Annotated in this window: 24 protein-coding genes; 16 read left to right on the forward strand and 8 right to left on the reverse strand. The window is 44.7% G+C overall.

The window, feature by feature from the left end; translation table 11 throughout:
- Positions 1-27 precede the first annotated feature (27 nt).
- The 3 genes from rpmI to M2444_RS29685 all read right to left on the reverse strand — a co-directional run bounded on the left by rpmI (position 28) and on the right by M2444_RS29685 (position 2304).
- Positions 28-228 (reverse strand): 50S ribosomal protein L35, encoded by a 201-nt coding sequence (gene rpmI, locus M2444_RS29675; RefSeq protein ID WP_036679507.1) that lies wholly within the window; start codon positions 226-228, stop codon positions 28-30.
- Between the two features lie 60 nt (positions 229-288).
- Entirely contained in the window at positions 289-786 is a 498-nt protein-coding gene (infC, locus tag M2444_RS29680; RefSeq protein ID WP_042125071.1) for a translation initiation factor IF-3, read from the reverse strand.
- A gap of 279 nt (positions 787-1065) precedes the next feature.
- A complete protein-coding gene (locus M2444_RS29685) occupies positions 1066-2304 on the reverse strand; it encodes a glycosyltransferase family 2 protein (protein WP_094869936.1) in 1239 nt (412 codons plus the stop codon).
- 403 nt (positions 2305-2707) lie between these two features.
- Between M2444_RS29685 and M2444_RS29690 the strand changes: the two genes are divergently transcribed.
- Positions 2708-3235: a phosphatase PAP2 family protein gene (locus M2444_RS29690; RefSeq protein ID WP_094869935.1), complete on the forward strand. Its 528-nt coding sequence runs from the start codon at positions 2708-2710 to the stop codon at positions 3233-3235.
- Between the two features lie 49 nt (positions 3236-3284).
- Positions 3285-4400 (forward strand): MGDG synthase family glycosyltransferase, encoded by a 1116-nt coding sequence (locus M2444_RS29695; protein WP_280788788.1) that lies wholly within the window; start codon positions 3285-3287, stop codon positions 4398-4400.
- An 86-nt stretch (positions 4401-4486) separates the two neighbouring features.
- Here M2444_RS29695 and trmB read toward each other — a convergent pair whose 3' ends face one another.
- Positions 4487-5203, reverse strand: a complete 717-nt coding sequence (gene trmB / locus M2444_RS29700; RefSeq protein WP_094869933.1) for a tRNA (guanosine(46)-N7)-methyltransferase TrmB — start codon at positions 5201-5203, stop codon at positions 4487-4489.
- A gap of 212 nt (positions 5204-5415) precedes the next feature.
- Positions 5416-5586 carry a hypothetical protein gene (locus M2444_RS29705; RefSeq protein ID WP_179281578.1) on the reverse strand — a complete coding sequence of 57 codons (171 nt, stop codon included), beginning with the start codon at positions 5584-5586 and terminating at the stop codon, positions 5416-5418.
- A gap of 322 nt (positions 5587-5908) precedes the next feature.
- Between M2444_RS29705 and mnmL the strand changes: the two genes are divergently transcribed.
- The 4 genes from mnmL to M2444_RS29725 are packed head-to-tail and all read left to right on the forward strand — an operon-like array spanning position 5909 to position 9460.
- A complete protein-coding gene (gene mnmL, locus M2444_RS29710; RefSeq protein ID WP_094869932.1) occupies positions 5909-6865 on the forward strand; it encodes a tRNA modification radical SAM protein MnmL/YtqA in 957 nt (318 codons plus the stop codon).
- On the forward strand, positions 6865-7467 hold the full coding sequence (gene mnmM / locus M2444_RS29715; RefSeq protein ID WP_280788789.1) for a tRNA 5-(aminomethyl)-2-thiouridylate-methyltransferase MnmM: 603 nt from the start codon (positions 6865-6867) through the stop codon (positions 7465-7467). Before mnmL ends, mnmM begins: the two co-directional genes overlap by 1 nt.
- Before the next feature lie 46 nt (positions 7468-7513).
- Positions 7514-8482: a type I phosphomannose isomerase catalytic subunit gene (locus tag M2444_RS29720; protein ID WP_094869930.1), complete on the forward strand. Its 969-nt coding sequence runs from the start codon at positions 7514-7516 to the stop codon at positions 8480-8482.
- 27 nt (positions 8483-8509) lie between these two features.
- Positions 8510-9460: an alpha/beta fold hydrolase gene (locus tag M2444_RS29725; protein ID WP_094869929.1), complete on the forward strand. Its 951-nt coding sequence runs from the start codon at positions 8510-8512 to the stop codon at positions 9458-9460.
- Between the two features lie 293 nt (positions 9461-9753).
- Here M2444_RS29725 and M2444_RS29730 read toward each other — a convergent pair whose 3' ends face one another.
- Both M2444_RS29730 and recQ read right to left on the reverse strand, forming a co-directional pair.
- Positions 9754-11667, reverse strand: coding sequence for a B12-binding domain-containing radical SAM protein (locus M2444_RS29730; protein ID WP_280788790.1), 1914 nt, complete (start codon positions 11665-11667; stop codon positions 9754-9756).
- Positions 11668-11682: 15 nt separating this feature from the next.
- A complete protein-coding gene (gene recQ / locus M2444_RS29735; protein ID WP_094869927.1) occupies positions 11683-13518 on the reverse strand; it encodes a DNA helicase RecQ in 1836 nt (611 codons plus the stop codon).
- A gap of 170 nt (positions 13519-13688) precedes the next feature.
- Here recQ and M2444_RS29740 point away from each other — a divergent pair, with 170 nt between their 5' ends.
- The 10 genes from M2444_RS29740 (at position 13689) to M2444_RS29785 (ending at position 22818) form a co-directional block, all read left to right on the forward strand.
- On the forward strand, positions 13689-15302 hold the full coding sequence (locus M2444_RS29740; RefSeq protein ID WP_280788791.1) for a spore germination protein: 1614 nt from the start codon (positions 13689-13691) through the stop codon (positions 15300-15302).
- Positions 15295-16398 carry a GerAB/ArcD/ProY family transporter gene (locus tag M2444_RS29745; RefSeq protein ID WP_094876778.1) on the forward strand — a complete coding sequence of 368 codons (1104 nt, stop codon included), beginning with the start codon at positions 15295-15297 and terminating at the stop codon, positions 16396-16398. The genes M2444_RS29740 and M2444_RS29745 overlap by 8 nt, the downstream gene beginning before the upstream one ends.
- A complete protein-coding gene (locus M2444_RS29750) occupies positions 16391-17614 on the forward strand; it encodes a Ger(x)C family spore germination protein (protein WP_094876777.1) in 1224 nt (407 codons plus the stop codon). Before M2444_RS29745 ends, M2444_RS29750 begins: the two co-directional genes overlap by 8 nt.
- Before the next feature lie 24 nt (positions 17615-17638).
- A complete protein-coding gene (locus M2444_RS29755) occupies positions 17639-17827 on the forward strand; it encodes a CLC_0170 family protein (RefSeq protein ID WP_280788792.1) in 189 nt (62 codons plus the stop codon).
- Between the two features lie 93 nt (positions 17828-17920).
- Positions 17921-18901 (forward strand): RluA family pseudouridine synthase, encoded by a 981-nt coding sequence (locus M2444_RS29760; protein ID WP_094876775.1) that lies wholly within the window; start codon positions 17921-17923, stop codon positions 18899-18901.
- A 109-nt stretch (positions 18902-19010) separates the two neighbouring features.
- On the forward strand, positions 19011-19430 hold the full coding sequence (locus M2444_RS29765) for a GNAT family N-acetyltransferase (protein WP_094876774.1): 420 nt from the start codon (positions 19011-19013) through the stop codon (positions 19428-19430).
- Positions 19431-19526: 96 nt separating this feature from the next.
- On the forward strand, positions 19527-20048 hold the full coding sequence (locus tag M2444_RS29770; protein WP_094876773.1) for a hypothetical protein: 522 nt from the start codon (positions 19527-19529) through the stop codon (positions 20046-20048).
- Between the two features lie 47 nt (positions 20049-20095).
- A complete protein-coding gene (locus M2444_RS29775) occupies positions 20096-20491 on the forward strand; it encodes a hypothetical protein (RefSeq protein ID WP_094876772.1) in 396 nt (131 codons plus the stop codon).
- 20 nt (positions 20492-20511) lie between these two features.
- The gene (locus tag M2444_RS29780; protein WP_042125036.1) at positions 20512-21081 is read left to right on the forward strand and encodes a TetR-like C-terminal domain-containing protein; all 570 of its coding nucleotides are present in this window, start codon (positions 20512-20514) and stop codon (positions 21079-21081) included.
- Between the two features lie 156 nt (positions 21082-21237).
- Positions 21238-22818 (forward strand): oleate hydratase, encoded by a 1581-nt coding sequence (locus tag M2444_RS29785; protein WP_094869919.1) that lies wholly within the window; start codon positions 21238-21240, stop codon positions 22816-22818.
- Positions 22819-22959: 141 nt separating this feature from the next.
- On the opposite strand, the gene M2444_RS29790 is transcribed toward M2444_RS29785, so the two are convergent.
- Positions 22960-23682 carry a DsbA family oxidoreductase gene (locus tag M2444_RS29790; RefSeq protein WP_094869918.1) on the reverse strand — a complete coding sequence of 241 codons (723 nt, stop codon included), beginning with the start codon at positions 23680-23682 and terminating at the stop codon, positions 22960-22962.
- Between the last annotated feature and the right edge of the window lie 160 nt (positions 23683-23842).

Consider the following 23842-nt stretch of genomic DNA (forward strand, 5'->3'; position numbering starts at 1 on the left):
ATAAACCTCCCAAAAATGTGTGATAAACTATTTCAAGTTAGCCAATCCTTGTTTCAAACGTCTTACATCCCCAGGGGCCATTACTGGATTACCGTTCAGAACGCGCTTAGCGCGTTTAGATTTGTGGGACAGCAAGTGGTTTTTGTGAGCTTTGTAACGTGTTACTTTACCAGTTCCGGTAATTTTAAAGCGGCCTTTCAGGCTGCTATGTGTTTTCATCTTAGGCATGGTGTTTCCTCCTTGAATATTATGCGGCGCCAAATTGCAGATAAGCAAGTGACTCCATATTTATTGGGCTTTAGGAGCCAAAATCATAATCATGCTGCGGCCTTCCAGCTTAGGCTGGCGCTCAACAACAGAAATATCAGCCACTTCGTTTTTAACACGCTCGAGGATTTTCTGGCCGATATTCGCATGAGTAATCTCACGTCCGCGGAAACGTACGGAGCACTTCACTTTATCGCCTTCACCCAAGAACTTGATCACATTGCGGAACTTGGTTTGATAATCATGTTCCTCAATGTTAGCACGGAACCAGACTTCCTTGATATCAACGATCTTCTGGTTTTTACGCGCTTCCTTCTCTTTCTTCTGCGTTTCATAACGGAACTTGCCGTAATCCATGATGCGGCATACCGGCGGCTTAGCCTGCGGTGCTACATTGACTAAATCTAGATTAAGATCGATCGCCATTTGCAACGCTTCGCGGATCGGTTTAATTCCGATTTGTTCGCCTTCCGCACCAACCAACCGTACCTCTTTGGCCCGAATTTCATCATTGATCATATGTTCCTTACTGATAACTCTCCACCTCCGGATCTTTTTAACAACTTTACTGCCATACTCCATAAAAAAGGGGTGCCGGTAACACCCGACACCCCGTGTTTGATCAACGTTCATGAACATTAACATTCATAAAGCATTGAGATCAAAACCAGCCGGCGAATATGCCAGTCAGGTGAGAAGCAGGTGCTTCTTCTTGCAATCCCTATGATTTGCGTACTTGAATACTATACACCACTCCAAACGGAGTGTCAATTCTTTTATTCAACATTCTGAAATGTCTTAAACCTGCTTGCTTTGCACTTCTTCAAGTCTTACGACACGCGTATGCTTGGTATGGCTCCACTGCTTGTTGTTCTGCGTGAAGAACGCATAGAACGTAATAGGATACCAAGAGATGAGGTAAATTGGGAAGAACACCAGATAAGCGTACACCTTCTTAAATTTAACCTTCTCCAAAGCCATCGCGATCCCAAAGGTCACCAGATTCAAACCGATCGCAAGGAAACCGAGCCAAACTGGCAAGCTTCCGTAAATATTAGCGATATTCGGGCCGTTAAAGAGAGCCATATCTACCCACATTACCGCCGTCATCAAGAAAGTGAGCAAAACAATGTACACATTTGCTCCGTAAAGAGCAAGGTCAAACTTCGTTAAGCTACGTTCTTTAATACTTTGCCAAAGTAATGGGAAAAAATAACGACGAGCTACAGTGAAGTGTCCTTGCATCCAGCGCAGACGCTGTCTTGAAGAGGCCTTGAAAGTTAGAGGCTTCTCATCAAATACCTTTGCGTCATAGTTGAACTTAGGATATACACCGTGTGATGCACTGCGCATCGTAAACTCCAGATCCTCAACCAGGCTTGTAGCTCCCCAGCCCATCTCTTTAAGGAGATTGGTCTCGAAACACATTCCTGTTCCGCCAAGGAAGTTCGCCATATTCAAATTATGGCGTGAAAGTTGCCACAAACGGTTAATATACCAATACGAGACACCATACGCTGCAGTAATCCAGGAATCTTCTGGATTCTTGGTATCAATATAACCTTGAATAACACGCGCTCCTGAACAAAGATCATTATTCATCTCCATTAGGAATTCAGTATGTGCCAGGTTATCGGCATCAAACATTACAACTGCGTCATATTGACGCGGCATGCTCCAAAGCTCCTTGAGCATCCATTCAATGGCATAACCTTTACCACGTAGATTCGGGTTCGTACGGACACAAGCATTCATTCCGTGCTCTCGAACAATACGAGCTGTACCATCTGTACAATTGTCACAAATTACAAATACGTCAAACAGTTCTGAAGGATAGTTAAGCTGCTTCAGGTTCTCCATTAACGCGCCGACGACTTCTTCCTCGTTATGTGCAGCAACAAGTACTGCAAATGTTTTTTCTGGCTTATACTTTGTCTTTGTCTTTTTCTTGTGCAGACCAAATAACGAAAAGGTAAACTGATATACTGCGATTGCTGCCAAAATCACTTGGAGCGTAACAAACAGTGCGTCTGTCATGACCTTTTGATGCCCCCTTTTTTCACTCTCGGTGTTCTTTTTTTTCTCTCTAGTTTGCTTGACGTTCCTTCTGACCCTTTTGTTGCATCCCTTAACAATAGACCAAGAGTATTCTTATTCTAGGCAGACTTCACAATTTTTATATGTGTTGTTTAAAAGAATTGTATGGATTCCATTATTTCGGATCCTTATTTATCTCTTACCCTTTTAAACATGTTTAGTCCGCTTGAATCATTGTACGGCGTTAGCGGCTCTAAGTCAAAACTAGCAAATTTCTAGCAAAACTGAGCTTTTCCTTGAAATGGACTACCTTTAAAAAGTATGATTAAGACAGATCTAATGCAAAAGAACGGACTGCTCATAAGCACCTGTTATCGGTAGCCGACTGGCGGAGGGACAAGATATGAGACATTTATTCATGAAGCTACATCTCTGGGAGCGGCACCTTTTTAAGTGGATCAACGGACGAATGCATAATCGTTTTCTGAACTTTTGGCTCTTCTATCTCACTCATTTGGGTGGAGCTACAAGCACAATTGTTATCAACATATTGATATGGGTACTTGCTCCTCAGCCATGGAGAACCGCTAGCCTGCAAGCAATGACGGCTCTAGCTGTTAGCCATTTGCCCGTTGCTGTCGCCAAGAAACTGTATCCACGCATGCGGCCTTATCTGGCGTTACCGGATACGAACACATTTCGTAATCCATTAAAGGATCATTCTTTTCCTTCTGGTCATACTACAGCTATCTTTGCTTCAACGGTCCCATATATGGTAGCATTTCCTGCCTTGACCGTTATTCTGCTGCCACTGGCCTGTATTGTCGGGTTTTCACGCATTTATCTGGGATTACATTATCCATCCGATGTCTTTGCAGGCTTAGTGATCGGAACCAGTGTTGCAGCGGGCACCATAGCCTTATGGATCTGAAGAATATATGGTTAAACCGGGAAAACCTTTGAGAATAGGTGAATCAAAATTGCAAAAAAAAAGAATTTTAATACTTTCAGAAGGCTTTGGAGCAGGACATACTCAAGCAGCTTATGCGCTGTCGAGCAGTTTGCGCCAACTGTCACCTAATTTACAAACGAAGGTGCTAGAACTTGGGAACTTCCTAAATCCCAAAATGGCCCCCATTATTCTGTCCGCTTACCGTAAGACGGTAACGACTCAGCCAAAGCTGATGGGGTATGTCTATCGTCACCAAAAATCATTTAATCGTCTTACCACGCTTGCCCTGCATCGTATATTTTATACGCATACCAAAAATGTTGTCATGCAGTTGAAACCTGACGTTATTGTCTGCACACACTTCATTCCGGGTGCTGTAGTATCTCGTCTTAAGAGAGTGGATCCCACCCTAAAGGTGCCACTCGTAACTGTTATAACGGATTATGACGCACATGCCAGCTGGATCAGTCCAGAGGTAGACCGATATCTGGTATCAACACCAGAGGTTAAATCCAAATTGCGTATGCGAAACATTCCTGCTGCGAAAATTCAGGTTACAGGGATACCCGTACATCCTAACTTTTGGCAGCACCCTGGAAAGCAGGAGATTCGACAGCAATTCAATCTCAAGGATATGCCAACAGTACTAGTCATGGGCGGCGGCTGGGGGATCATGAACGATCAGGTTGTAAATGCCTGTCTGGCGGAATGGCGTGAGAAGATTCAGATTGTTTTCTGTCTCGGCAAGAATGAAGAGCTTCTTCAGGAAATGAAAGAGGACTCACGTTATAATCATCCTAATATTTCCTTGATCGGTTTTACGCGTGAGATTGACAAGCTGATGGAGGTGTCCGATCTGCTCGTCACAAAACCGGGTGGGATGACCTGCAGTGAAGGGCTCGCTAAAGGAATACCGATGCTTTTCTATAACCCTCTGCCCGGGCAGGAGGAGGAAAATTGCCGTTATTTTACCGCAGCAGGTTTCGGAGAGCCGATTGAGTCTTTAGACGTAGTCGTAATGTGGATGGAGCGTCTCTTAAACAACTACGAGGATGTGCAGAATAAGCGAAAACTTCATCTCGAGGAAATCGCCCGTTACCACCCATTGCAATGTGCTCAGAGCATTATCGAATTATTGGAATAGTTAACAAAATAAAGCAGCAGCCTCCAAACCACTTGGAGGCTGCTGCTTTATTATTGAAGCATGTCTTTAGGAGCAGTGCTTTGTAACTACAACCGGTATTTGTCCAAACGGGTAGCTTGATACTGCTTGAGCGCTTCCGCACCTACAATGGCCTCACAACGATGGATATTCACGCCGCGTCCGACAAATTTCGTCTCGTATTCTGTCATAATATGATCCTCATTTATGATCCCGTCCGCATGTAGGTCTAACGAGATATTTTTCATCTGTAAACCAAAGTCCGCAAAAGCATTTAATGAGAATTCAAATAGGCTTCGGGAATCTGTTTTCAAATGAATTTCACCTAAGTCGCTTAGCAGCCCCCGATATTTGTCAAGAAAACGCGGGTGTGTCAAACGACGACGAGCATGCTTACTCTTCGGCCACGGATCACTAAAGTTAAGATAAATTCGTTCCAGTTCTCCTGGAGTAAATACTTCCTCTGCATAATCAATATTGGCGAGTGCCAATTTCAGGTTAGGCGGCGTCTCATGACCTGCCGGCTCCCATACTGCTCTAGCCTTATCTCCAGCACGGCGGATCAGCTCATCATACATATCAACGCCGATAAAATTAATATCGGGATATTTAAAGCTCATTTGACTGATAAACTGTCCCTTGCCCATTCCGAACTCCACATGGATCGGATGATCATTTCCAAACAGCTTGGACCACTCACCTTTATAACTCCGAGGGTCTAGAATGACTAGATCGGTCTGTTCTTCCAAACTTTCACGTATTCCTTTTCTTCCGCGTAAACGCATAGGTATTCCTCCGATTATCTCTTATACGATAACTGTCACTTGCAATATTGTGCCGAAATTGTCCCGAAAAGTAAAGGGATTGGGGTAAAAAAGAAAAAGGAATTCTCTGGTTCAGCTCTTAAATGAGCTATCCAGGGGAATTCCTTCGTTGTGTATATTTGGTATTAAGGCTCATTCTTATCCGGTAGATTAGGATCTACTTTGTGTTTGAGCTATTTGGCAAATGTCTTTTTTTCGAATGCGCTGCGAATTTTACGCTGTGCATCTGTCTTGATCTTAGGGTTGCCGTTAAATTCCACGCCTGTTAGTGCAAGGGCTTCATCTGGCGTTAAGTGGACTTCAATCGAATCTTTACCCTCAGCATATACCGTTTGAGAATTCATTGCTATCACCTCACGGTTATTATTATGGATCGGACGACACGAAATTATGAACTCCTGGCTGAATTTCTTTATGCCACAGCAGCTTTTCACACTCTGAATATAACATACTATGTAAGCATTTTCAAGTTGAAAGCGCCTTACTTTCGGCCTATTTTCATGCCAGTACCGTGAGTGAATGTTACGCCGAGCTCTGTTTTTTGATACAATGTATTGGGTTATAAGAAACGGCTGCGTGTTCTTTTATAAAGGATGCCATCCGTCTCAGAAAAATATAAGGATAAGGATACTTATCCATGTTTATATTTTCAGAAAGGAGCTCCTCGTGTCTAATCTTCAATACACTACTCCTCCGCAGCTTTGGGGAGATAAACGTTTTCATACCTGGAATTACGAAATGCGTGAACATTTGAACACCAAGGTATTCAAAGTTATGCTTGATGCTGGCTTTACCTGTCCCAACCGTGACGGCTCCATCGCTAAAGGTGGTTGTACATTTTGCAGTGCCAGAGGTTCTGGTGATTTTGCAGGAAGTCGCCGAGATGATCTCGTCACCCAATTTAATAATATCCGTGATAAGCAGCATCTAAAATGGCCAAACGCTAAATACATCGGATATTTTCAGGCCTATACGAATACGTACGCTCCGGTCGAAGAGCTTAGAGAATATTTCGAAGAGATTTTGCAGCAGCCCGGTGTCGTTGGACTTTCTATTGCTACACGGCCTGACTGTTTGCCAGATGATGTTGTCGAATATTTAGCAGAGCTAAACGAGCGCACCTATCTGTGGGTAGAAATGGGGCTTCAGACTATACACGACTCCACTTCTGAGCTTATTAATCGGGCCCATGATACCCAGTGTTATTTAGAGGCTGTTGATAAGCTGCGGCGTCACGGCATTCGTATCTGTACCCATATCATTCACGGCCTCCCACAGGAGACGCATGAAATGATGTTGGAAACGGTATCTGCTGTCGCTCGTATGGATGTCCAAGGAATTAAGATTCACCTGCTACATCTCATGCGTAAAACACCCATGGTGAAGCAGTACGAAGCCGGACTGCTGCGGTTCATGGAACAGGACGAATATGTGAAGCTGATTGTTGATTCACTCGAAATTCTGCCCCCTGAGATGATTGTACATCGCTTGACTGGTGACGCTCCTCGGGATCTCTTAGTCGGTCCGTTGTGGAGTCTCAAAAAGTGGGAAGTGCTAAATGCCATTGACGCTGAGCTTGTTGCTCGCGATACTTGGCAGGGTAAGTATTGGAGGAAAAGCTAATGGGCTTCATGTCCGTTCTAAGCTTTGCTCATAAATTAATCTCTGAGCGGCTAACTATAGGTGAGCGTGCAATTGATGCCACTGTAGGTACTGGTGCTGATACGCTTTTTCTAGCCAAAATGGTCGGAGTTCGCGGTGAAGTCTACGGCTTTGACATTCAAGCTGCAGCGCTGAAGCTGGCTGAAGAGCGCCTGCGGCTTGCAAGAGAGGAAGCTTCCTCGCTCGCCACCGTCACTTTGCTGGAACGTAGTCACGCAGAAATGGCTGAAGCTGTTCCAGCGAACTGGCATGGCACCGTTGGAGCTGTAATGTTCAACCTAGGATACTTGCCTTCAGGAGATGCCGACAAGAACATCATTACTGAGCCGGGCAGCTCCATTGCAGCCTTGGAAGCTTCTCTCCAGTTACTGCGTCCAGGCGGGATCATCACGGCGGTTCTTTATCCCGGCCATGCTGGCGGAGATAAAGAAGCCGATGCCGTTGAATCTTGGGCAGCAGCTGTTTCCCAAAAGGTAGCACAAAGCATTGTTTATCGTCAGCTTCAGCGCACGGATTCACCTTATTTGATTGCGCTTGAAAAGAAAAAAGGAATCCCCTCTTAAACTGTAAGCATCAAACAATTTTATATTTGGGAAGGAAGATGTAGTAATGACTCAACCATATCCTTTGAAATTTCAACCGGAGTTTAAAGAACGTGTCTGGGGAGGCCGCGCGCTGGAGAAATTCGGCCTAGATCTGCCAGAAGGACATATTGGCGAAGGCTGGATGATCGCCGATCACGCGAATGGAACGTCTTCAGTAGTAAACGGAGAGTTAGCCGGCCAAGGGTTAGATCAAATTCGTGAGCAGTTCGGCCATGAATGGTTCGGAAGCAAAGGGATTTCTGAAACGGGTGGAAGATTTCCTCTACTAATCAAATTGCTGGACTGCAACGACAATCTTTCCGTTCAAGTCCACCCTACAGATGATTATGAGGGATTGCCACAAGGTGAACTGGGCAAAACAGAGATGTGGTATGTGTTAGACGCTAAGCCAGGTGCCAAAATCATCTATGGTCTTAAAGAAGGCGTGGATCGTGAAACATTGCGCGAAGCACTGGAAAAAGGCACTGTTATGGATAGCCTTCAAGAAGTATCTGTCTCTGCAGGAGACTCCTTCTATATTCCAGCCGGAACCGTTCATGCGTTATGCGCTGGTGTCGTTGTAGCAGAGATCCAGCAAAATTCCGACACTACATACCGAATTTATGACTATGACCGTCCAGGCCTGGACGGAAAGCCACGTGAGCTTCATATTGAGGATTCACTTAATGTTACAGCTTATGAAGGCGCTGGGGCTACTTCAATGAAGACAGATAACGCAGTACCTGGTGAGTGGCTGCAACTTGCCGCTTCGCCATATTTCATCGTAGAAAAAGGAATCGTAAATGGTTCATGGGGCCTCACCACTACAGAAGACAGCTTCACTATTCTAGTCATCTGTGAAGGCAGCGGACATCTTACTTGGGATGGCGGCTCCCAGCCTTATGCTGCAGGAGAATGCTATCTGATTCCTTCCAGTCTCGGCCGTTACGCTATCGAAGGTCATTCTACTGTGCTTCGCTCTTATTTACCATAAGTCGAGAACCTTTAGGAGGAATGGACCATGAAGGAAAATAGTTTTACCCTAACGGATCCCATAGGTGTAAATATCCATGTCTATGAATGGTTACCTGAATCCGATGTGCCAGTTAGAGGAATCGTGCAAATTTCTCACGGTATGTGTGAAACAGCTGTCCGTTATGCTCGTTTTGCGGAAGCCTTAACAGGAGTAGGTTATGCAGTATATGTTAATGACCACCGGGGACATGGTAAAACCGCTGGTCAAGTCGATCTGCTTGGCGATGTTGGGGAGGACGGATTCTATTGGATGCGGCGCAATCTGCTCCAGGTAGCAGCCAAAGCACTCTCCAAACATGAAGGTAAGCCTATCTTTCTATTCGCTCATAGTATGGGTTCCTTTCTGGCTCAAAAGCTGATGTGTGAAGAGGGTAACGAAATCTATGCAGGATTTATCCTAAGCGGTACAAATGGTCCTCGCGGTATGCTGCGCCTTGGAGAATCTCTGGCTAGTGCACAGCTCAAGTTAAAGGGTGAACATCACCGCAGTGTACTACTAAACAGCTTAGTATTCGGCAGTTATAACCGTGCTTTTTCTCCCGTAAGAACAGCATATGACTGGCTGAGCAGCGATGATGCGGAAGTAGATAAGTACATTTCCGATCCATTCTGTGGCGCTATTTGTACAACACGCTTTTTCCGTGGGTTTTTCCACCTCCTAAGGGAGATCCATACCGAGGAATCACTTAGGACATTATGTACAAGTAAGCCCATTTATATCTTTGGTGGGGATAAGGATCCTGTAGGGATGAGCGGACAAGGCATTCCTCGTCTTGCGGAGCTGTACAAGAAGCGAGGGATATCGGACGTAGAGTATCGGCTCTATCCAGGTGGCAGGCATGAAATGCTTAATGAGGTGAACCGGGATCAGGTTACGGCCGATGTGCTTAACTGGCTAGAACAGCATCTCCCTTCTGAGGTTACGACTACAAGTTAAGAGAAAAACGAGGTTTTTCGGAGCAGCCATCCTCCCGTTATTGGGGATCGCTGCTCTTCGTTTTGGGTTGTGAGCAATTTTCCACACTCGTTAATCCTAGCCCCTCCCCTCTTTTTCGGATACATGGATGCTTTTAGGCAACCATTACTCCCCCACCATCATTTTCGGACTCACAATTGTGGAGAAATCACACATGTAAGGTCATACGGGCCCAATAACACTAAATTTAGCAGTTAAACCTTGCATATAAAACAAAAATAGACCGCCCCAAGGGAGCGATCTATATGGAACTATTACAAAGGTAACGTATAATACTGAGCGCGTTGGCTCTCGTTCTGCTGATACATTACAATTAGCAGCGTGCGACCTTCGCGAACGGAAGTTGGTTCAGCTACGGCTACAGCAGAGCTTGTGGTTTGGACAGACTCTTCTAAACTACGCTCTGTAACTCCCAGTATTAATGACTCAGGAGAAGGTACAGCCCCATCGACAGCATTGTCCTCTTCCTCTTCCTCTTCCTCTGAACCCCCATCCGCCCGTAGACCGCTGATGGATTCCAGTACCGCTTCAAGCGAGAACGGTAGCACTTCAAGCACCGTATATTTTTGCAGCTCTCTTTCACTGAGTCCGGCTTCTGCCAACTGTGCAGAGATTTGACCCGGATTAGCAGCGATATCCCTCAAGTAACTCGACCAATCCGACTTATCCAGCACGAAATCCCACCAGATTTTGCGAGGCTTATACTTGTGTCCTAGGAAATAATCAAGCTTCATTAGCCCCGTAATAATATCCATAGATGGAGTCCCACGATCTATCAAGAAGGACTGCAAACGGATAAAGAGATCTTCCAGCTGATGCCCAATCTTTTGCCAGCCTCTCTCCTCCCAATAGTCACCGAACTCCTGGAAGAAATCGAATGGCGAATCAAACACATGACGGATCAAATATTTGGCCGTATGGTCCATCCGGTGGCTGTTCCAGTATTTCTCCAGCACATCCTCAAGCCGCTTCAAGCGGATAATATCCGAGAAGGTCATCATATGACTGCTAAGGATTTCGTAAGGGGCATGTTCCATATACGTATACTCATATTTTGCCGCCTGTGCACGCAGACCCGTCCCGCGAAGCATTTTAAGGAAACCAAGCTGCAGCTCTTCTGGCTCCATAACGAATACATCATTAAACGTTTTGCGGAAGGTGGTGTAATCCTCCATAGGAAGCCCCGCGATCAAATCTAGATGCTGATCGATATTGCGACTTTCCTTGATCTTCATTACCGTACGAGACAGCTTCTTGAAATTCTGGCGACGTTTAACGAGCTCGTTCGTCTCATCGTTCGTAGACTGTACACCAATCTCGAACCTAAAGATGCCCGGTGGCGCATTGTTCGACAGGAAATCCAGAACTTCTGGCCGCATGATATCTGCTGTAATTTCAAACTGGAACACACAGCCTTGATGATTATCGATCAGGAATTGAAACATTTCCATCGCATAGTTGCGGTTGATATTGAAGGTGCGGTCCAAAAATTTAATGATTTTGGCACCATTTTCAATTAAATAGAGTAAATCAGACTTCACTCGTTCAATATCATAGTAGCGTACGCCAACCTCAATACTGGATAAACAAAATTGACAGTTAAACGGGCACCCACGACTTGTCTCAAAATAAACAATACGTTTGCTCAAATCTGGAATATCCTCTGGAAAACGATGCGGTGTAGGCAGCGTATTCAGATCGCTTTTGGGACGAGGTGGATTTACAATGATCTCCTCTCCCTTACGATAAGCAGCTCCGTACACAAAATGAAATTTCCGGTCATCTCTCAACTCCTGCAGCAGATGATGGAAGGTCTCTTCTCCATCTCCGTTGACGATAAAATCAATGCCAGCTTCTCTCTTCATCCAATGCAGCGGCTCATAAGAAACTTCCGGACCTCCGAGAACAATCGTAACCTCGGGCATCACTTGCTTAAGAATTCCGATCAGCTTGAGCGTCTCCTCGATATTCCAGATATAACAAGAGAAGCCAATCACATCTGGCCGTTTCTGAAACAAGTCGGACACGATATTCATCACGGGATCTTTGATGGTGTACTCCACTAAATGAATATCATTAAATTCATGCTCACTGTAGGCTTTAAGCAAACGAATTGCCAGTGAGGTATGGATATATTTGGCGTTTAATGTGGTTAGGATGATTTTCATGCTACACGACCTTCTCTACATTTCATTTTGAAAAAACTCTAGGAATGCTTTACCGTACTTCCGGTATTTCACTTCCCCTACGCCCTTCACTCTCAGCATTTCCGCTTCGGTCTGCGGGCAAACCACACTCATCTCACGCAGCGTAGCATCATTAAAAATGATATATGAGGGCACATGCTCACGTCCCGCCAACTCTCGCCGGATCAGACGAAGCTGCTCAAAGACGGTCTCATTGACCGCCGAAGGTGACAGGTCATGCCCACGACTACGAACTCGCGTGCCGGATGCCGCGCCTACTCGTGATGGTCGTGCCACCCGCTGCGTAACCTCACGTTGTCCACGCAGTACCTCAGCAGCTAAAGGCTGTAGCCGTACTACTGGATACTGTCCTTCCGACAAGACCAGATATCCCTCTGAGATCAGCACATTAATGCTCTCCGAGATTTCCTTCTCTGTCCGGCTCGACAATGCCCCATGGGTCGGCAGTTTGTCAAAACCATATTGCATCACTTTCTGATTGCGAGAGCCTTTCAGCACAGAAGCCACTAATGCTACTCCATAACGTTCCCGCATACGGTGGATGCAAGAGAATATCTTTTGCGCATCTACGGTCATATCTATAAGCTCTCGTTCATCTGTACATGAGCTGCAAATGCCGCATAACTTGTCTTCATGCGCCTCACCGAAGTAATCCAGCTGGGCACTGCGCAAGCAGCGGGTAGTATAACAATAATCAATCATTTGCTGAAGCTTGCGATATTCGTTAGCTTTACGGTCCGTATCCTGCGGATTCTGCTCGATCAGGAACTTCTGTGTCATAATATCCTGCGCACTAAAGAGCAGGATACACTCACTAGGCTCACCGTCACGACCCGCACGACCCGCTTCCTGAACATAAGCTTCCATATTCTTCGGCATATTATAATGAATGACATACCGGACATTGGATTTATCAATCCCCATCCCAAAAGCATTTGTGGCCACCATGACCCGGATATCGTCATATAGGAAGCCTTCCTGGCTATCTGCCCGCTCCTGATCATTCATACCTGCATGATAGCGGCCTGCCGCTATTCCTGAAGCCTGCAGCCTTTGATATAGATCATCCACTTCTTTGCGTGTAGCCGCATATACAATACCCGGCTGATGAGAATGCGTCGCTGTGTAATCCATAACGAATTCCCGCTTATTCTCCCCACGTAACACAGACATCGCTAGATTATCTCTTCCGAGTCCAGTCATGAAAATACCCGGCTCGCGCAGACGCAGCAGCCGAACCATGTCCTCCATAACCTCTGGTGTTGCCGTCGCTGTAAATGCAGCCAAGATTGGCCGTTCTGGCAGCTCATTCACAAATGGCGACACCGACAAATAGCTTGTGCGGAAATCATGCCCCCACTGAGATACACAGTGTGCCTCATCCACAGCTACACAGGAAATTGCCAGCTCAGCCATTTCCAGTCGGAACCAGTCCAGCTCTAGCCTTTCGGGCGCAACATAAAGCAGCTTCAAATCGCCGCGACGGGCAGCACGAATCCGCTCATTTACTTCTTTCCCGCTTAACGTGCTATTAATAAAGGCTGCCGGAATACCCGCCGTGGTTAATGCATCGACCTGATCCTTCATCAGTGAAATCAATGGTGAGATCACCAGTGTCAGCCCAGGAAGCAGCAGTGCGGGAACTTGATAGCAAATCGATTTCCCACCTCCCGTAGGAAGAATCCCCAGCGTGTCGCGCCCTTCCAGCAAGTTCTGAACAATCTTCTTCTGACCATCCCGAAAATCCGGATAACCGTAATATTTTTGCAGCTCAGCCTGCGCCTGTTCCATAGTAGGTGTTTGCATCATCATATCTCTCATAACCCCTTAAGCGTTTCTATCTTTAGTTTAGCGGTCAAAAGTGTATTGAGCAACACTCCTTAACTATGGTCACCATGTTCTTCCTTTGAAATATTTACATAAAAGGCCTTCTTTTAAGCCAAGCTTTAAGAAGAGTGATTTCATAGAAAGGTGGAGCGACCGTGCAAAATTGGAAACAAAAATATACCTCCTTTAAACATAAGCCTGCACACAAAGAGTCCTCTGCCCAGGACAATCGTCCGGTAAAGCCACTGGATTCCAGCTTGAAGAACAATGTAAGCTTCATTCGACAAGTTTTTGGAGAAGACAGCGACCTTATAGTCCGTAACTTCAAAGTGTACGGTAGACATGATGCGTCTATTATCTTTTTTTCTTCTGTAGTGGATCAGAATCAAATTCAGAACTATGTTTTAAAACCATTAATGAATGTTTCCTCCGCCCCCTCAGAAATTCCAGAAGATCTAAAGGATCTACCTGATTACATCTGGAGTATGACAGTACAAGTAACACAAGGGAACCGAACTAAGGATCTAAACGCTCTAGCCTCCATCCTGTTGGAGGGAAATGTAGTTCTAATTGTAGATGGCATGGATCAGGCCCTGTATTTCAATCTGCGTAAAATTGAGCATCGTAGCATTGAGCAACCTCAAACTGAGCAAGTCATACGCGGTTCGCGTGATGGGTTTATAGAGAATTTACAATCCAATCTCTCCTTGCTTCGCTACCGACTGCAAACGCCGGATTTTCGTGTTGTAACTGCTCCTCTTGGCGTGCGGACGCGCTCAAAAGTAGCTGTCTGTTATATCGAAGGAATAGCTAATCCAGGACTAGTTCAAAAAGTGATGAAGAGATTGTCAGCTATAAATGTAGATGGCATCCTTGATTCGGGTTATATCGAGCAATTCATAGAAGATCATCCCCTGTCCCCTTTTCCGCAGGTTCAGCCAACCGAACGCCCGGATAAATCTATAGCCTCTTTATTAGAAGGACGAGTCATCATCCTTGTAGACGGCTCACCTTTCTGCCTCATCGTCCCGGCACTTTTCAATCAATTCTTTCAGACGACGGATGATTACACGGAACGTTTTATCGTAGGAAGCCTCCTACGAATGATCCGCCTGATTGCCTTATTATTCTCCCTCTTCTTTCCAGCTTTATATGTGTCCATCATCTCTTTCAATCCTGAGCTGCTGCCTACAGAGTTCGCCGTAGCTATAACAGGTGCAAGAGCTGGTGTACCCTTTCCGGCCGTATTGGAAGTTCTGATTATGGAAGTCTTCATGGAGGTGCTGCGTGAAGCAACCATTCGCTTACCGCAAATGATTGGCGGGGCTCTGTCTATTGTAGGTGTGCTTGTCATTGGCCAGGCTGCCGTAGCAGCAGGTCTGGCGAGTCCAACTACCGTAGTTGTTGTCGCTATAACGACCATAGGGTCATTTGCCACACCCGCTTACAATGCCGCTATCTCTTCAAGAATGCTTAGATTCCCATTGATCATATTGGCAGGCTGCTTCGGCTTGTACGGAGTAATGCTTGGCACGATTGTTATTGTTAACCACTTATTATTCCTGGAATCTTTTGGTGTTCCTTACATGACACCCTTTGTTCCTACAATATGGAAGGATCTTAAGGATAGTATCGTTCGGGCACCTTTATGGTGGATGCGAAGTCGTCCAAGCTTTCTCAATACACCTGATCCTGATCTTCTTGCCAAGGATATCCCCAAAATGCATACCGATCTGATTTTTAAGGAGAAAAGTGAAGCTGATGAATAGTAACCGCCCCATATCAACAATCCAAGTCATGGCTGTAATCGTCAGTACGATTATAGGAATAGGAATCTTAAGTATTCCTCGTTATATGGCTGAAGCCGGAGACAGTGGTGCACCGCTCGTAACGGCTTCTGGTGTACCTGTTGCTTTTTTGGGTTGCTGGTTTACAGCGGCTGTCTGCCGAAAATTCCCGAACGAAACGTTGTTCGTATTCAGCCGCCGCCTTCTCGGAACTGGGCTCGCGGATATTTTCTCCATTCTTATTTCTTTGTTTTTTGCTTTCTCTGCCGGGATTACCATGCGCCAATTCGGAGAAGTATGTATTGCGGTTGTTTTTAAAAAGACACCTTTAGAAGCAGTAATTCTTTTAATGCTCCTACTGGTTGCCTTATCAATTCGTAGAAATATTGTGAAATTCACTTATGTACATGTTTTTTATTTACCTTTTATTCTTTTATCTGTTGTCGCAATTGTATTGGTAGCTATGAAAAATGTTGATGTTCTAAACTTACTTCCCCTCACCGGAAACTACACCACCTTTTCAAGCTTTTCCAAAGGAACAATTGCGTCGGCCGCCCTTTATCAGGGCACATTTGTCATCATCCTATTGGTTCCTCTAATGAAAAAACCTCAACAAGCCCTTAAAGCAGGCACTTTTGCGCTTGGTATCATCGGGTTCATTTATGTAATGATCGTTTGGGTCACTTTAGGCATGTTTGGAGCTCAAGAAACCAAATTGCTTTCCTATCCCACCCTGGAAGCAGCTCGCTCCATATCCATCGGTGCAGGATTATTAGAACGGTTTGATGCTCTTTTTATTATTATTTGGGTGATTTCTATATTTACTACTATCTTTACGAACTACTACTTAGCCGCATACTCTCTGCAACAAGTGTTGCGACACAAGGATCACCGTCTGATCTCCAGCTTCGCATTTCCACTTATCTTCATTTTTTCACTTTTGCCGAGAGATATTTTTCAGGTCAATACATTTGCCAGCACTACAGGCATAATCGGTTTGGTTTTTTTGACCGTCTATCCTCTTTTATTATGGTTAGTCTCTCTAATCCGGCATAAAGGAGCCATTTCACATGAATAAAAAAAATTACAAGCGAGTAGTCCTTATATTTATTCTCTCACTCCTGTCTGGCTTGCTCGCAGGTTGCTGGGATCAGCTTGAAATTGAAGATCGTGCATTGGTGCTAGGGTTATCCATTGATTCCGTCCCTTCAGACAGCAAAATAAATGATGATCAAACCACTCATCTAAAAAGCGCAAATATTAACCTTCCCCAAATCCGTGTGACCGCCCAAATTGCGGTACCAGGAAGAGTTCCACTCGGGCCAGGCAGTGGGGGTGAAGGCGGAGGCGGAAATCAAAATCCGGTATGGGTCGTAGAAGTATATGGATACACATTAGATGATGCCATGAACAATTTACAGCAGCAAATCTCCGATCCAAGGTATCTGATTCATTTACGAGTGATTATTATAAGTGAGGATGTTGCAAGAAAAAGCATGGATGACTTAAATGATTATTTACGGCGTAATCCAGAAGTCCGTCGCCGGACCTGGCTGCTAGTATCCGAAGGGGAGGCCGCTAAATTTATGGATATTAATCCTCCGCTGCAGCGAGTGCCGACCCTTTACATCCTCTCCACCATGGAAAAAGCGGTAACGTCAGGAAAATTCCCCGCAAATTATTTAGGTGTATTCTGGTCAGCTGATTCCAAATGGGGGGAAAGTGGTTATCTGCCCTACGTGTCATTACACCAGGAAGACAATATCATGATTAAAGGCCTAGCTTATTTTAGCGGCGGGTTAATGGTGGGTTCGACAATTCCTATAGAAATTGGTGCATATATGGCCATGAAGGGGATTAATCCCGGGGGATATTCTGATCTTTTCAATGCGGAAGAATTCGGTCCGGTGATGCTCAAGGTCAACGACCGTTTCACGAGAGTGAAAGTTCAGTTCAAAGAGGGCAAACCTCATATCATTTATAACATCTCTTTAAAGGCGGCTTTAGATGAGCATTTACGTAGTGATATCCATATCGATTCCAGCCGTTCTTTAGAAAAGATTGAAGACATTTTTGATAAGAGAGTACTACGTATCTTTAATGATCTTATCCAAGATACGCAGCAAGCGCATTCTGATGTCTTTGGCATGGGGGAATATATTCGCGCATATGCTCCCTCCTACTGGAAAGCCCATATTCGTGACAAACATGACTGGGAGCAGCAGTATTCCAATCTCAGTATAGAGATTAATGTGAAGACGCACATCGAGAGAGTAGGTCTGAAAGAAAATTAAATGATATTTATAGGAGGCTCTACTATGTTCTATCACCAGCTAACCTTTGTAATTGTTGCGCTGCTGATCTCCGGTGTTCTGTTGCTTACTGTGGATACTAAAATATATGCGGTCAATGCTATGCACCGGGAAAAGAAATTCGCTAAAGTGATCGGTTGGATATATCTCAGCTTATTCCTGCTTATTGGACTAGCTCAGCTATTCTATCTATAAATCGAATGCGTTTCTTGCTGCCCTTCACATAGTATTTCTTAACCGCCCATGGTATATTGAGGAGTACAATATTAAAGGACGGAGAATGCAGTCATGAACTCAAGAAAAAATTCTAAAGAAACAACCAAAAGAGGTACTCGTTCCCACAGCAAGCCAACTGGTAAGCTTAATCATAAAGCTAAAGCACCTGCAGCACCCAAGTCTTTTACTGTAAATGAACCTTCTGAGCTGTTGCCTTTCTTACTTACCCACATCACAGGTCGTGGACGAAATGCGATTAAATCCATCCTTTCGCGCGGACAAGTATCTGTGAACGGTAAGGTCGTCACACAACATAATTTCCAATTACACTCGGGTCAAACTGTGACGATAGATCAAGAGAAGCCTGTACAAACAGCAGAAATGATCGGACTTACCATTGTGCATGAGGACGATGATCTAATCATTATTCAGAAGGATGCTGGACTGCTATCCATTGCCACTGCGGAAGAAAATGAATTGACAGCTTACCGCCAGCTTATGGAGCATGTCCGCACCAGCAATCCTAAGAACCGTATCTTTGTTGTACACCGCTTGGATCGCGATACTTCTGGAGTGATGATGTTTGCCAAAAGCGAACGGATCCAGCAAGCCCTGCAAACTACGTGGAAGGATACAGTTAAAGAACGTTCTTACGTAGCACTAGTCGAAGGCGCCGTCAAAAGACCTGAAGGTACAGTGAGTTCTTGGCTAAAAGAAACCTCTACGCTGAAAATGTACTCCAGTCCTCATGAAGGCGACGGTCTACATGCGATCACACATTATAAGCTCATTCAGGCGAACCGCCACTTCTCGTTGCTTGAGGTAAAGCTTGAAACTGGACGCAAAAATCAGATTCGTGTTCATATGGCAGATATCGGGCATCCAATCGCAGGAGACAAGAAGTATGGTGCAGAGACCAAAACGGTGGGCCGTCTCGGTCTGCATGCTCGTGTACTTTCTTTTATTCATCCTACTACAGGAGAGTTAATGACCTTCGAAAGCCCTATTCCGAAGACATTCCTGAAATATACCGCACCTGCACCTGCGAACTAACAAGATCACAGTGAATACCCACTCATCCTAAGGGGGCTGATTACAGTGGAGCTTACTACAACTACACTACAATCGCTATGATAACTTAATAAAGAATGGGTGATTAGCTATGACAACAGCACATCATTATGAATGGTTTGAACGTTTACCCACGACTGAGGAGCATGCCTCCTTATGGGAAGCTGTCGGTTGGGGGAACGTGAATACAGAAATGACCGCAGCCTCTCTGGCTCACTCGGTGTATGGGATGGTCGTTGTACAGGATGATAAGGTTATCGGTATGGGGCGGATCGTCGGCGATGGTCATATGTATTTCTATATTCAGGACGTAGCCGTGCTTCCCCAATTTCAGGGCCAAGGCATTGGTAATGTCATTATTGAGCAGCTACTACGCTATATTCGATCTCATTCTTTTACAGGGGCTTTCGTAGGACTGTTTGCATCACACGCCAATAATACCTTTTATGAGCGATACGGCTTTCAGAATCACGCCCCCGGTATGACGGGCATGTTCAAGGTCATGGAGTAACACACAAAAGATGCCCGGTCCATATGGTCCTTGGGCATCTTTTTCACTTCTATTTAGATCATGTTACAATACTAATAAACAAAGAAGGTGCCATTATTGTTCCATCCTACTGTTTTCGATAATATTAAAATTGCTTTTGAGAACCAAATCTATGACTATGATAACCTGGACGGAATTTTGGTAGTTACGGATCGTTCCGACCTTCTCAATATGGCTTTGATGTCCAGAGAGTTCAGCCTCTCCTTCCAATTAACTGCTGGCAGGAGCGTAACCGCCGAAGTCTTCCTAACTTCCTCTGTGAAAGATCTTAGCGATGAAATATTGGAAGTGCCTAACATGGATCCCGGCTGCAATCTTTCGTTACGTTTTTATATGGAAATTGAAGATATCCCCGCAGAATGTCAGGCAATCGAGAGTATTCTCAAAGCCATCTGGGGGCCTGAATTCCAGCCCGTACAGTCATTAAGCTTCATTTATGGTCAAGAAGGTGAAACCTACAATAACTGCATTGAGCTGCGATTCAAAAGACAGATCACTGAGGAGCAAATGGACGACATTCCGAACCTGCTGAATCATCTTCTGCAAAGTGTAGAAGAGCTGGAATCTTTCTCCGTATAATTCCTGCTGCACACCGTTTTTACTTTGGATAAAGAGGTGAGCAAGAAATGAAATTCCTGCCTGCTGCCAAAAGTAATCGCTGGTTGATCTGGATGGCTGTTTATGGTGTTGTTCTATGGATGCTCTTCATAGTGCACAGATTTGTAATGATGGCTCACGCTTGGGATGTCACACTCTTACTTCGCTTCGCACTTTTTTCTGTTGTCGTATCTGGTATCGTCAATGCTTTAGGGTGGCTCGGCGCTCGATTACTCTGGTTCATCACTACAACAGGAATACTTATCGGTTCGGTACTTATGCTAAGCTACACCTATAGAGAGATGTCCGGTTGGGAGGATCTCGCGGGATTCCTAGCTTTTTTCTTTTTTACATGTGGCGGATTTGCACTTGGTTTGTTGGCAGAAGGCATTCGTCTACTGGTTAAGCAGTGGCCAAAAGCTTGAATGGAGGAGATGATAGAACGTTGTCCAATTCTTTTCTCACCAAAAATGCATTGTCTCATTCCTTAAAAGAACTAATGGAACATACATCGCTCAATAAAATTACAGTCAAACAGCTCGTGGACCATTGCGGACTAAATAGACAAACCTTCTATTATCATTTTCAGGATATATTTGATTTACTGGGTTGGATCTATAAGACCGAGGCTGTAGAGAGCATCGCCCAGTATCGTAGCTACAGTACGTGGACGGACGGTTTTTATAGAATTTTCTGCTATATCGAACGAAATAAAACCTTTTGCTGCAACACCTTGAACTCACTGGGTAGAAATCATCTGGATGCGTATCTATACGAAGTGACGAACGATCTCATTATGGGTGTCATAAACGAACTGTCCGCCGGGATGGAAGTTAGCCACGAAGATAAGCATTTTATTGCTAACTTTTATACACTGGCGTTCACAGGCCTCGTCATTCAGTGGATGAGAGATGGTATGAAAGAGCATCCTGATCACATTATCGAGAAGCTAAGTGTACTTATTGAGGGGAATTTTCTAAAAGCTTTGCACAAATATGAGAATAAGCCGTTGTAACCTTTGGGTTCAACGGTTTTTTTGTCTAAAAACTAGACATATGGACCGTAATGACTAAAAACCATACACTCTAAAAGGATTGATTATACCTTCGAAATTGGAGTTGATTTACATTAAGAGTGTGATTATTTCAACAACAACTTGGAGGCGACCATTGTGAAAAAAGAGTACGGTAATAAACAGGTTTATTTTGTCGGTGGCGGAATTGCATCCTTAGCGGGCGCGGCTTACCTGGTCAGAGACTGTGACTTTCCGGGACAGAACATTCACATTATTGAAGAGATGAAGATTCTCGGTGGCAGCAACGACGGCGCAGGTGACGCTGAGCACGGTTATGTCATTCGCGGTGGCCGGATGCTCAACGATGAGACCTATGAGAATACATGGGATTTACTCATGTCGATTCCCTCCCTCGACCATCCAGAGAAATCCGTTAGAGAAGAGATTATAGAATTCGATACCGCCAATCCAACACATGCTAACGCTAGACTCGTAAACCGCAACGGTGAGGTGGAAGATGTATTATCCATGGGCTTTGATATGGCTGACCGGCTTGCGATGGGTAAATTGATTATTACACCAGAAGAAAAAATGGGAAAAGCCCGGATTAACGACTGGTTTGGTCCACACTTTTTCACTACGAACTTCTGGTATATGTGGGCTACTACTTTCGCCTTCCAACCTTGGCATAGCGCTGTAGAGCTTAAACGATATATGATTCGCTTCGTTCATGAGTTTCCAAGAATTCAAACCCTGGAAGGCGTAACCCGCACTCCATATAACCAGTATGATTCTATCATCTTACCTATGCACAAATATCTTGAAGGCTTCGACGTAGACTTTACACTGAAATGTACAGTAACCGACCTGCAGTTCAAAGATGGAGATGGCATTACCGTCACCCAAATGAACGTCCTACGCCAAGGTGTAGCCGACGTTATTAACATAAATGAAGACGATATCGTAATCGTCACGAACGGCTCTATGACCGAAGGCTCCAGCCTAGGTTCCATGACCTCTGCCCCACGTCTCAACGGCAAGGGAAGCTCGTGGAAATTATGGGAGAACATCGCCGCCAAAAAACCTGGACTTGGCAATCCATCATCCTTCGATGATCATGTCGATGGTTCGAAATGGGAGTCCTTTACCGTGACCTTCCAAGATTCCAAATTCTTCGATCTCATGGAGAAATTCACTCGTAATCGTGCAGGTACTGGCGCATTGGTTACCTTTAAAGATTCGAGCTGGTTAATGTCCGTTGTCTTAGCTTTCCAACCGCATTTCCGCAATCAACCAGACCATGTAAAAGTATTCTGGGGTTACGGTTTGTACCCTGACAACGTAGGCGACTTCGTGAAGAAGAAAATGAGCGAATGTACCGGTGAAGAAATTATGGAAGAATTAATCGGTCATCTTCATTTCGAAGAACATAAGGACGAGATTATGGCAACCGCCAATTGTATTCCATGTATGATGCCTTATATCACTTCACAATTCATGCCTAGATTAAACAGTGACCGACCTAAAGTAGTTCCTGAAGGCTCCACTAACCTTGCCTTCGTTGGACAATATTGCGAAATTCCAGATGATGTTGTATTCACCGAAGAATACTCTATCCGAGCAGCAAGAACTGCAGTGTACACACTGCTTGGTATTAATCGGCCTATCGAGCCAATTAATCAGCATCAGTACGATGTCCGCACGTTGTTCACAAGCTTTATCACTTCTTTTAGATAAACACCTCATAAAGAGACAAGCGCTCCCGAATCTATCCGGGGGCGCTTGTCTTTGTAGTGTGTAAAACAGAGCAGCGTTTCGGAACTAAAAAAAGAAGAAATGGATACTTCTCCATCTCTTCTTCTCCACACTATTTGAACTTTATATGCTGCAAGATCCATCTGCGCAGCCATCATCTGTGGATGCATCAGATTGTCCTTTGCCCACCACTTGCAGTGTTGGCCCTGCTTGCTCTTCTGCCCACACGGTATCCAATACCTCTGTAAATACAGGTCCTGGCTGTGCACCGGATAACGCATATTTATTGTTGAACACGAAGAATGGTACACCGGTAATATTCAGACGGCTTCCTTCTTCGATATCACCATTCACTTCAGCTGTATAAGCATCCGTCTCCAGCATTGCTGTTACTTCTGCCTCATCCAGCCCTACCTCAGCAGCAAGTGTAGCAAGTACACTGCGGTCTCCAAGATTCAATGAATCCGTAAAGTAAGCACGTAGCAGACGTTCGGACATTTCTGCCCCTTTTCCCTTGGAGCTTGCAAAGTGACTTAGGCGGTGACTATCAAAAGTATTCGTATGCTTCATCGTATCGAATTGGAAATCCAATCCCACATCTTGGGCTTGCTCAGTCAGCTGTGCGTTCATTGCTTTTGCTTTTTCAATCGTCATTCCGTATTTGGAAGCCAGCATCTCATGAATACTCTGAGTCTCATTCAATTTTGCATGTGGATCCAGTTGAAAACTACGGAATACCACCTCTACTTGATCTCTGTTCGGGAACTGACTCAGCGCATTCTCCAAACGTCTTTTACCAATATAACAAAATGGACACGCATAATCGGACCAAATATCTATTCTCATGAAAAAAACCTCCTATTATTATTGTTCATTTGTAACTGCTTAATAAGATTGATAACTAAATATTCGTCGCTTACTATTATATAGTTAAAAACCGAAAAACACAAACTTAACTTTTATTAAAATAATTTCATTTAGACCTGAGCTGCACTAAAAGTATACG

It is taken from the genome of Paenibacillus sp. PastF-3 (genome assembly GCF_029893135.1).
In the GTDB taxonomy this organism is placed as follows: domain Bacteria; phylum Bacillota; class Bacilli; order Paenibacillales; family Paenibacillaceae; genus Paenibacillus_AQ; species Paenibacillus_AQ nitricinens.

Excerpts from the sequence above, each read along its gene's own strand:
- rpmI (WP_036679507.1), bottom strand. The coding sequence starts at position 228 with ATGCCTAAGATGAAAACACATAGCAGCCTGAAAGGCCGCTTTAAAATT.
- infC (WP_042125071.1), bottom strand. The coding sequence starts at position 786 with ATGATCAATGATGAAATTCGGGCCAAAGAGGTACGGTTGGTTGGTGCG.
- M2444_RS29685 (WP_094869936.1), bottom strand. The coding sequence starts at position 2,304 with ATGACAGACGCACTGTTTGTTACGCTCCAAGTGATTTTGGCAGCAATC.
- M2444_RS29690 (WP_094869935.1), top strand. The coding sequence starts at position 2,708 with ATGAGACATTTATTCATGAAGCTACATCTCTGGGAGCGGCACCTTTTT.
- trmB (WP_094869933.1), bottom strand. The coding sequence starts at position 5,203 with ATGCGTTTACGCGGAAGAAAAGGAATACGTGAAAGTTTGGAAGAACAG.
- M2444_RS29705 (WP_179281578.1), bottom strand. The coding sequence starts at position 5,586 with ATGAATTCTCAAACGGTATATGCTGAGGGTAAAGATTCGATTGAAGTC.
- mnmM (WP_280788789.1), top strand. The coding sequence starts at position 6,865 with ATGGGCTTCATGTCCGTTCTAAGCTTTGCTCATAAATTAATCTCTGAG.
- M2444_RS29720 (WP_094869930.1), top strand. The coding sequence starts at position 7,514 with ATGACTCAACCATATCCTTTGAAATTTCAACCGGAGTTTAAAGAACGT.
- M2444_RS29725 (WP_094869929.1), top strand. The coding sequence starts at position 8,510 with ATGAAGGAAAATAGTTTTACCCTAACGGATCCCATAGGTGTAAATATC.
- M2444_RS29730 (WP_280788790.1), bottom strand. The coding sequence starts at position 11,667 with ATGAAAATCATCCTAACCACATTAAACGCCAAATATATCCATACCTCA.
- recQ (WP_094869927.1), bottom strand. The coding sequence starts at position 13,518 with ATGATGATGCAAACACCTACTATGGAACAGGCGCAGGCTGAGCTGCAA.
- M2444_RS29745 (WP_094876778.1), top strand. The coding sequence starts at position 15,295 with ATGAATAGTAACCGCCCCATATCAACAATCCAAGTCATGGCTGTAATC.
- M2444_RS29750 (WP_094876777.1), top strand. The coding sequence starts at position 16,391 with ATGAATAAAAAAAATTACAAGCGAGTAGTCCTTATATTTATTCTCTCA.
- M2444_RS29755 (WP_280788792.1), top strand. The coding sequence starts at position 17,639 with ATGTTCTATCACCAGCTAACCTTTGTAATTGTTGCGCTGCTGATCTCC.
- M2444_RS29760 (WP_094876775.1), top strand. The coding sequence starts at position 17,921 with ATGAACTCAAGAAAAAATTCTAAAGAAACAACCAAAAGAGGTACTCGT.
- M2444_RS29765 (WP_094876774.1), top strand. The coding sequence starts at position 19,011 with ATGACAACAGCACATCATTATGAATGGTTTGAACGTTTACCCACGACT.
- M2444_RS29775 (WP_094876772.1), top strand. The coding sequence starts at position 20,096 with ATGAAATTCCTGCCTGCTGCCAAAAGTAATCGCTGGTTGATCTGGATG.
- M2444_RS29790 (WP_094869918.1), bottom strand. The coding sequence starts at position 23,682 with ATGAGAATAGATATTTGGTCCGATTATGCGTGTCCATTTTGTTATATT.